Annotated in this window: 9 protein-coding genes; 4 read left to right on the forward strand and 5 right to left on the reverse strand. The window is 73.5% G+C overall.

Annotated elements, in window-relative coordinates:
• Positions 1-118: 118 nt before the first annotated feature.
• Entirely contained in the window at positions 119-1,027 is a 909-nt protein-coding gene (locus tag ACFWTE_RS29000; protein WP_378783104.1) for an NAD(P)-dependent oxidoreductase, read from the reverse strand.
• A gap of 97 nt (positions 1,028-1,124) precedes the next feature.
• On the opposite strand from ACFWTE_RS29000, the gene ACFWTE_RS29005 reads away from it, so the two are divergent.
• Positions 1,125-1,514 carry a winged helix-turn-helix transcriptional regulator gene (locus ACFWTE_RS29005; protein WP_378783105.1) on the forward strand — a complete coding sequence of 130 codons (390 nt, stop codon included), beginning with the start codon at positions 1,125-1,127 and terminating at the stop codon, positions 1,512-1,514.
• Between the two features lie 46 nt (positions 1,515-1,560).
• Here the strand turns inward: ACFWTE_RS29005 and rsgA are convergent, their stop codons facing one another.
• Entirely contained in the window at positions 1,561-2,568 is a 1,008-nt protein-coding gene (gene rsgA, locus ACFWTE_RS29010; protein ID WP_378783106.1) for a ribosome small subunit-dependent GTPase A, read from the reverse strand.
• The gene (gene aroA / locus ACFWTE_RS29015; RefSeq protein ID WP_378783107.1) at positions 2,565-3,911 is read right to left on the reverse strand and encodes a 3-phosphoshikimate 1-carboxyvinyltransferase; all 1,347 of its coding nucleotides are present in this window, start codon (positions 3,909-3,911) and stop codon (positions 2,565-2,567) included. Before aroA ends, rsgA begins: the two co-directional genes overlap by 4 nt.
• 89 nt (positions 3,912-4,000) lie before the next feature.
• On the opposite strand from aroA, the gene ACFWTE_RS29020 reads away from it, so the two are divergent.
• Positions 4,001-5,173 (forward strand): cysteine desulfurase family protein, encoded by a 1,173-nt coding sequence (locus tag ACFWTE_RS29020; RefSeq protein ID WP_378783108.1) that lies wholly within the window; start codon positions 4,001-4,003, stop codon positions 5,171-5,173.
• A gap of 43 nt (positions 5,174-5,216) precedes the next feature.
• Here ACFWTE_RS29020 and ACFWTE_RS29025 read toward each other — a convergent pair whose 3' ends face one another.
• A complete protein-coding gene (locus tag ACFWTE_RS29025) occupies positions 5,217-5,903 on the reverse strand; it encodes a peptidylprolyl isomerase (protein WP_378783109.1) in 687 nt (228 codons plus the stop codon).
• 128 nt (positions 5,904-6,031) lie between these two features.
• Complete coding sequence (locus tag ACFWTE_RS29030) at positions 6,032-6,439, reverse strand: PLD nuclease N-terminal domain-containing protein (protein ID WP_378783110.1); 408 nt, start codon at positions 6,437-6,439, stop codon at positions 6,032-6,034.
• Between the two features lie 199 nt (positions 6,440-6,638).
• On the opposite strand from ACFWTE_RS29030, the gene ACFWTE_RS29035 reads away from it, so the two are divergent.
• Positions 6,639-7,451, forward strand: a complete 813-nt coding sequence (locus ACFWTE_RS29035; protein WP_378783112.1) for a Scr1 family TA system antitoxin-like transcriptional regulator — start codon at positions 6,639-6,641, stop codon at positions 7,449-7,451.
• A gap of 55 nt (positions 7,452-7,506) precedes the next feature.
• Positions 7,507-8,721, forward strand: a complete 1,215-nt coding sequence (locus tag ACFWTE_RS29040; RefSeq protein WP_378783111.1) for an amidohydrolase — start codon at positions 7,507-7,509, stop codon at positions 8,719-8,721.
• The last annotated feature ends 162 nt before the right edge of the window (positions 8,722-8,883 follow it).

Below are 8,883 nucleotides of genomic sequence, written 5' to 3' on the forward strand. Positions count from 1 at the left end.
GCTGCGCCCCCTCGCCCCCCCCGGCGGGGGGGTATCCCCGCCCCCCGGGGGCGCCCGCCGCTCCCTCCCGGGGGTTCGGGGTTGGTCGGGGCGGGCGGTGCCACAGGGCCCCCGCCCCTCAGCGGCGGGGCGCGGCCAGGAGGTCGACGATCCCCACGCCGTCCTCGTCCCCGTGGCCGTCGGCCAGCCGCCGCGCCATGAGGTTCGCGTACGGGGCGAGGAGCTCGGTGCTCACGCCCTGCTCCTCCGCGGTGCGCAGCAGGGTCGTGTTGCCCTCGACCTGCATGGCGAGGTTGGAGGCCACGCCCGTGGTGTAGTCGCCGCTCTCCAGCTGGCGGGCCGTGAGGGGGACGCTCGCGGAGGCCATCGCGACGAGCCAGCCGGAGAGGAGACCGGCGAACTCCCCCAGGGGCACGTCCTCGTTCCGCACGAGTGCGAAGGCGTGCGCGACGCCGGCGAACATGCCGTTCATCGCGCTGAGCAGGGCCACGTCCTGGAGGGAGGCCAGGCCGGCGTCCTCCCCGGCGTACTGGGTACCGGCGGGCACCGCCAGGGCCTGCCGGTGCTCCTCGAACACCTCGGCCGGACCGCTGTAGAACACGTAGCCGCCGGCCTCGGGGACGCCCACCATCGGCGGGATCGCCATGATCCCCCCGCTCAGGAAACGGGCTCCGCGCCCGACTGCCCACTCCGCGCGGGCCCGGGCCTGGGCGGGGGTCCCCGTCGTGACGTCCACGAGGTCCCTGCCGGTGAGGTCGGCGCCCTCCAGGGCCTCGCCCACGGAGGCGTCGTCCAGCAGGCAGGTCACCACGAGGCGGGCGGAGGCGACGGCCTCGGCGGCGGTCGCGGCGACGTCGGCACCCTCCGCGGCGAGCGGCTCGGCGCGGGAGGGGGTGCGGTTCCACACGGTCAGCGGGTACCCGGCGGCGAGCCAGGTCCGGGCGAAGGCGGTGCCCATGGCTCCCAGCCCGAGCAGGGCGATACGGGGCTTGGCGGTCAGGTCGGTTTCCGGTGGGTTCCTCGTCATGTCGACTAGGCTCGTCCAAGGCCGGGAGGCCCACAAGTACGCACTGTGAAGTGGGTGCTCACCACGGGGTAAGCGTGCAGGTGGAAGGGGTTCGGAGATGGTCACCAGGCGTGGGGCGAGCCACTACCACTGCGGCATCGACGCGGCGATGGACGTGATCGGCGGCAAGTGGAAGGTGCTCATCCTCTGGGCCCTGGACGAGCGGCCCCACCGCTTCGGCGAGCTGCGCCGCACGCTCGACGGCGTCACCGAGAAGGTCCTCGCCTCCCACCTGCGGGAGCTGGAGGTCGACGGCATCGTGCACCGCGAGGACTTCGGCGAGGTACCGCCCCGGGTCGAGTACTCGCTGACCCCCCTCGGCCGCTCCCTGAACGACGCGCTCGCCCCGCTGGGCGACTGGGGCCGCGCCCACGTCGGCGGGTCCCCCTCGCACGACACGGACGCCCTGGTGCGGGGCGCGGGCCCCGGCCGGCCGGTCGGCGGCTGAGGCGGCCCCCGTGAGGGGGTGGGGCCCGCCCCGGAGCAGGGGCGGCTCAGGCCTCCGCCTCGTCGGGGTCCCCCTCACGGCTCGTGAGCAGGCGGCGCAGCGACGCCACCCGTGCCGCGTCGAGTTCGCCGCGCTCCAGCGCCGCCCCGACGGCGCAGTCCGCGGTGTCGGGCTGGTGGGAGCAGCCCGGCGGGCAGTCCTGGGCCACCTCGGCCAGGTCGGCGAAGCCCGCGGCGATGTCCTCCGGGGAGATGTGTGCCAGGCCGAAGCTGCGCACGCCGGGGGTGTCGATGAGCCAGCCGCCCTCGAACGGCAGCGCCGCGGCCGACGTGGACGTGTGGCGGCCCCGCCCCGTCACCGCGTTGACGTGGCCGACGGCCCGGTCGGTCCCCGGCACGAGCCGGTTGACCAGGGTGGACTTGCCCACGCCGGACGAGCCCACCAGAACCGTGGTCCGGCCCGCGAGGCGGTCCCTCAGCCCGGTGAGGCCACCCTCGGGACTGAGGACCTCGAAGGGCACCCCCAGCGGCTCGTACACGCGCACGAGCTCCTCCGGGCCGGCGAGGTCCGCCTTGGTCAGGCAGAGCAGGGGTGCCAGCCCCGCGTCGAACGCGGCCACCAGGCAGCGGTCCACGAAACGCGGCTGCGGGGCCGGGTCCGCCAGGGCGCAGACGATGGCCAGCTGGTCCGCGTTGGCCACGATCACCCGCTCCACCGGGTCGGTGTCGTCGGCGGTGCGGCGCAGCACCGACGCGCGCTCGCGGACCCGGACGACCCGGGCGAGGGTGTCCGCCTGTCCCGACAGGTCGCCGACCACGTCCACGCGGTCACCGACGACGATGGAGCCCCGGCCCAGTTCGCGGGCCTTCATCGCCACCACCGGGACGCCGTCGACCAGGCACCGGTACCGGCCCCGGTCCACGGCGGTGACCATCCCCTCCACGGCGCTCTCGTGCTTGGGCCGGTTGCGGGTACGGGGCCGGGAGCCACCCCGGGCGCGCACACGGATGTCGTCCTCGTCCAGGTGGCGCCCCCCACCCTGCGTGCGGCTCATGCCAGGGCCTCCGCCCACAGGCCCGGGAAGTCGGGCAGTGTCTTGCGTGTGGTGGCGATGTTCTCCACCTCCACCCCGGGCACCGCGAGCCCGATGACCGCGCCGGACGTGGCCATCCGGTGGTCGTCGTAGGAGTGGAACAGCCCGCCGTGCAGGGGGCGCGGGCGGATGACCAGGCCGTCGGGCAGCTCCTCGACGTCACCGCCCAGCCGGTTGACCTCGGCGGCCAGGGCAGCGATCCGGTCTGTCTCGTGGCGGCGCAGGTGGGCGATGCCGGTCAGCCGGGACGGTGTGGAGGCCAGGGCCGCGACCGCCGCGATGGTGGGGGTGAGCTCGCCGACGTCGCGCAGGTCGACCTCGATGCCGCGGATCTCCCCGGTGCCGCGCAGGGTCAGGCCCGCCTCCGACCAGGACACCTCTGCGCCCATCCGGGTGAACAGCGAACGGAGCGCGTCACCCGGCTGGGTCGTGTGCTCCGGCCACCCCTCGACCGTCACCTCGCCCCCGCTGACCAGGGCGGCCGCAAGGAACGGCGCGGCGTTGGACAGGTCGGGCTCCACGGTGATGTCGCAGACCTTGACCGGCCCCGGCTCGACCCTCCAGGAGTTGTCGCCCGTGGACACGGACACCCCGGCGGCACGCAGCATCTCCACCGTCATGTCCAGGTGGGGCTGGGAGGGCACGGGGGGCCCGGAGTGGCGCACGTGCACGCCCTCGGTGAAGCGCGCGCCGCTCAACAGCAGGGCCGACACGAACTGGGAGGACCCGGACGCGTCCAGAGTCACCTCGCCGCCGCGCACCGCGCCGGTGCCGCGGATGGTCATGGGCAGTGCACCCCGGCCGCCGTCGTCGATGTCGGCGCCCAGGACGCGCAGGGCCGCCAGGAGCTCGCCCACGGGCCGCTCACGGGCGCGCGGGTCTCCGTCGAAGTGCACGTCGCCCGCGGCCAGCGCCGCCAGCGGGGGGACGAACCTCATCACCGTGCCCGCGTTGCCGACGTCGACCGAGGCGGGGCCGCGCAGTGCTCCGGGCGTGACGGCCAGGTCCGCGCCGACCCGGGAGACCCCCGCACCCAGCGCCCGTAGGGCGCCCGCCATCAGCTCGCTGTCGCGGCTCACCAGTGGGCGGCGCACCACCGACGGCGTCTCGGACAGCGCCGCCAGGATCAGGGCGCGGTTGGTCACCGACTTGGATCCGGGCAGTGACAGCCGGGCACGCACCGGCTGCTCGGCGACGGGCGCGGGCCAGTGGGGGCCGTGGGCGCCCGTGCCGGGCGGGGCGCCGGTGGCGGCCTGGGAGTTCGGGTCGGGCTGGGTGGTCTGCGAGGACGCGGAGTCGGGCATGCCCCAAGGTTATCGGGACCGGAAAAGAGTGGAGGGTTACACCCGCGAGGCTGTGGACAACCCGGGACAGACGTATCCTTGGTAACGCCATGGTGTATCTGGATCACGCTGCCACGACCGAGGTCCGTCCCGAGGTGGTCGCCGACATCGCGGCCGAGCTCGGCGCCCTCGGCAACCCCTCGTCCCTGCACGGCCACGGACGTGCCGCCCGCCGCACCGTCGAGGAGGCACGGGAACAGCTCGCCCGAGCGCTCGGCTCCACCCCCCACGAGGTGGTCTTCACCGGGGGCGGGACCGAGTCCGACAACATCGCCCTCAAGGGTCTGTACTGGGCGCGCAACGCCGAGGACCCCACGCGGAGGCGCATCCTCACCAGCGCGGTCGAACACCACGCCGCCCTCGACCCGGCCCACTGGATGGCCGAGCACCAGGGCGCCGTCCACGAGGTCCTGCCGGTGGACGCCCTGGGCAGGGTCAGCCCCTCCACCCTGCGCGACGCCGTCGAGCGGGACCCCGGATCGGTCGCTCTGGTCTCCGTCATGTGGGCCAACAACGAGGTCGGCACCGTCCAACCCGTCGAGGAGCTCGCCGCGGTCGCCGCCGAGCACGGCATCCCCTTCCACACCGACGCCGTGCAGGCCGTCGGGGTGGAGCCCGTCGACTTCGCCGTCGGCGGAGTCACCGCGCTCACCGTCAGCGGCCACAAACTCGGCGGCCCCGTGGGCGCCGGAGCACTGCTGATCGCCCGCGGGAGCACCCCGACCGCGGTCCTCCACGGCGGCGGCCAGGAACGCGACATCCGCTCCGGCACGCTCTCCGCGCCCCTGCTGCGCGGCCTCGCCACAGCCGTCGACCACGCGGTCGCCGAACGCGAGGAACACGCCAAACACCTCGCGTGCCTGCGCGACGAGCTGGAGGAGCGGGTCCGCGCCGTGGTCCCCGACGTGGTCGTCAACGGAGACCGGGAGCGCAGGCTGCCCGGGATCTCCCACCTGTCGTTCCCCGGCTGCGAGGGCGACGCCCTGCTCATGCTCCTGGACGCCCGGGGTATCTCCTGCTCCACCGGCTCGGCCTGCTCGGCGGGCGTCGCCCAGCCGAGCCACGTGCTCCTGGCCATGGGAGCGGACCCCGACACCGCACTGAGCAGTCTGCGCCTGTCCCTGGGACGCACCTCCACGCGCGAGGACGTCACGGCGCTGGTCGAGGCGATCGGCCCCGCCGTCGAACGGGCACGGGCCGCCCGCTCCAAGCGCCGCCGCTGAGGCGCGGTGGGGGCGGGCCGGCGCACCCGCCCGCCCCCAGGGGCTACCCGGCGCGGTTGACGGTGACGGACTCCAGGACCACGTCCTGGGTGGGGCGGTCGTTGGCGTCGGTCTCGGTGGCGGAGATGGAGTTCACGATCTCCATGGACTCCTCGTCCGCGACCTGGCCGAAGATGGTGTGCTGGCCGTTCAGGTGGGTGGCCGACGCGACGGTGACGAAGAACTGCGAGCCGTTCGTGCTCGTGCCCCCGCCGCGGTTCGCCATGGCGAGGACGCCCGGCTCGGTGAACTCCCGCCCGGAGTCGACCTCGTCCTCGAAGGTGTAGCCGGGGCCGCCCTGCCCGGTGCCCTGCGGGTCGCCGCCCTGGAGCATGAAGTCGGCGATGACGCGGTGGAACACGGTGCCGTCGTAGAACTCGGCCTCACCCGTCACCGGGTTGGGCACGCCCTCGCCCTCGGCCAGGCCGACGAAGTTGGACACCGTGACGGGGGCGTCCTCGGGGAACAGCTCCAGTTCGATGTCGCCCTCACTGGTGTGCAGTGTGGCGCCCTCGACGTCGGTGACGTCCACCTCGGCGGGGCTGCCGGTCTGCTCCTGCTCGGGCGCCCCGGTCTCCCCGTTGCCCGGTTCTCCCTGGTCTGCTGGGGCGCCGTCGTCGCCGCAGGCGGTGGTGGCGAGCAGCGCGGTGCAGGCGAGCAGGGCTGTCGCCGACAGGGTGAAAGGCTTCATCGGTTCACTTCCGGGGTGAGTTTCGCGGCTGGGCGGCACACAGCGTACTGGGCACCCGCTGGCACCCCTGTCTTGGGGTATCGCACAGTCCGTCATGCTTTGACCACGATACGGATCGGGGGGCGGCGTCAGGTGGACCGGGGGTCCTCCTCGCCACCGGCGTCCTCCTGCCCCTCCGACCGCCCGGCCTCCCCCTGGGCCTCGCGGGCGCGGCGGCGCTGGTCCTCGGCCCGTTCGCGGCAGCGGCGGAGGAACTCCTCGTCCTCCTCCGGGGACGCGGCGCGCGCCCGGTGGGGGTGGTCGTACTCGGGGAAGGGCGGGGGCGGGCCGGTGGGTGCGTCCGACGGGTCCCGGCGGGGCCGGCCGAGGGCGAACCACAGTATTGCCCCGATCTTGGGCAACAGCAGAACGACGACGGTCCAGGCGGGTTTGGGCAGGAGCCGCACCCGGGCGGCGTCGGAACCGACAACGTCGAACAGGGCGTAGATCCAGACGCCGAGGGACACGACGAAGAGCAGGAGGGCGAGAGAGGCCAACGGGGGGTTTCCAATCGGGGGATCACACGAACGGCGGGCGGCATTGTCAGCCCTTGTAATGACTTATCACGGATCGCCGCACCCGCCCGATCGCTTGACCAGCGCCCCCGACGCGAGAGAGGGTCGGGGAACGAGGCCGGGGCGTCGACCCGAGGGTATGCGACGGCCGCCCCGCCAGGCGACGGGAGGTGACATGGGTATGAACAGCGCGCTGCCCTCTGCGATGTGGCTTCCCTTCGGCGCGCGGATACTGCGCGCCCGCTCCGACCGGGGGTTCTCGCGCGCCGAGCTCGCCGCCACGGTGGGCGTGACCGACGACAAGCTCCGGGACGTGGAGGACGCCCACTGCCGCCCGGCCCGTTCACTGGTGGAACGGGTGGACAACGTCCTCGGAACCGAGCACCAGCTGGTCGATGCGTGGGCGATCACCCTCCAGGCGGAGGCCTTCCCCAACGAGTTCGGGGACCAGCGCGAACTGGGCGTCCACGCCACCGACCTGTGGGAGCACCAGCCCATGGCGGTTCCGGTCTTCCTGCGCACACGCGAGTACTCCCGCGCCGTCCTCGGGCCCAGCCATCCGGACCTGACCCCGGACGAGGTCGAGCTGATGGTGGAGGAGGAGATGGCCAACCGGGCCGCGATGACGGGCCCGGAGGGCCCGGTGCTGCGGGTGGTCCTCAACGAGTCGGCCCTGCGGCGCCCCCAGGGGGGCGCGGCGGTCCTCAACGCCCAGCGGGACTTCCTCGCCGACCTGATCGAGGCGGGCATCGTCACCATGGGCGTGATCCCCGAGCAGACCCCGCACCACCCCGGCCTGGGCGGCGCGTTCCGGATGATGGAGTTCACCGACCGGCCGACCATGGTCTACGCCTTCGCCGCCGAGGCGGGCGACCTGACGGCGGAGTCCGAGCAGGTGGGGCGCTGCGCGATGGTCCGCGAGGCCATCGAGGGAGCCACCGTCGAGCTCATGCCCCGGTCGGAGCTGCTGACGGCGCGCTGGCCCGAGGGCTGACCGGGCCGGCTCCCGCCCTTGGGCGGACGCCCCGCCATGGGCTAGGTTGCCCGCCATGGATATCGCGATCACATCCGGATACGTCGTCCCCGTCGACGGCGAGCCCATCGACGGCGGCACCGTCGTCATCTCCGACGGCAGGATCACCGCGGTCGGCGCGGACGCGGACACCGCGGTCCCGAAGGGCGCCACCGTCGTCGACGCCTCGGGGAAGTGGGTACTCCCCGGGTTCGTGGAGGCCCACGGCCACATCGGCATCGACGAGGAGGGTGTCGGCTGGGCCGGGGACGACACCAACGAGATGACCGACCCCAACGGCGCCCGCATGCGTGCGCTGGACGCCATCAACCCCGCCGACCAGGGCTTCGTCGACGCACTGTCCGGCGGCGTCACCTGCTCCGTCGTCAAGCCGGGCTCCGGGAACCCCATCGGCGGCCAGACCGTGGCCATCAAGTGCTGGGGCCGCAGCATGGAGGACCGTCTGATCAGGCACCCGGCGAGCGTCAAGAGCGCCCTGGGGGAGAACCCGAAGCGGGTGTACGGCAAGAAGGACCAGATCCCCTCCACCCGCCAGGGGGTGGCCGCGGTCATCCGGGACGCCTTCACCAAGGCCCAGGACTACAAGGCCAAACGCGACCACGCCGCGCGGGAGGGCACCCCGTTCGACCGGGACAACACCCTGGAGGTGCTGACCCGGGTCCTGGACGGCGAGATCCCGTGGTGCCAGCACACGCACCGCGCCGACGACATCCACACGGCGATGCGCCTCTCGGACGAGTTCGGCTACCGCCTGATCATCAACCACTGCACGGAGGGCCACCTGCTCGCCGACGAGATCGCCGCGCGCGGTATCCCCGTCATCACCGGCCCCCTGATGACCAGCCGCTCCAAGGTCGAGGTCAAGAACAAGACCCTGGCCAACCCCGGGATCCTGGACCGGGCGGGCGTGAAGGTCGCCCTGACCACCGACCACCCCGTCGTCCCCATCGAGTTCCTCGTCCACCAGGCCACCCTCTGCGTGAAGGAGGGCATGGCCCCCGAGTCGGCGATCCGCGCGCTCACGGTCAACCCGGCCGAGATCATGGGCATCTCCGACCGGGTGGGTTCGCTCACACCGGGGCTGGACGGCGACGTGGTGGTCTGGTCCGGCGACCCCCTGGACGTGATGAGCCGTGCCCTGCGGGTCTTCGTGGAGGGCCGCGAGGTCTACACGTACGACGAGGAGAAGCGCTCGGGCTCGGCCCTGGACGCCTTCTACCGCGAGGCCTAGGCCGTGTTCCGCGGATCATTCCGGGCTCGCAACCGCCAGGCTGCCTCTCGCCGCGCCGACTGCGCTCGGACAGCCACACCCGGGCTGACCTGCGCTACTCGTCCTGCGAGAGATGGCCTGGCAGCCGCTCGCGTCGATCGGCGCAAGCGCCGAGACAACCGA

This window comes from Nocardiopsis sp. NPDC058631 (genome assembly GCF_042716955.1).
GTDB lineage: Bacteria > Actinomycetota > Actinomycetes > Streptosporangiales > Streptosporangiaceae > Nocardiopsis.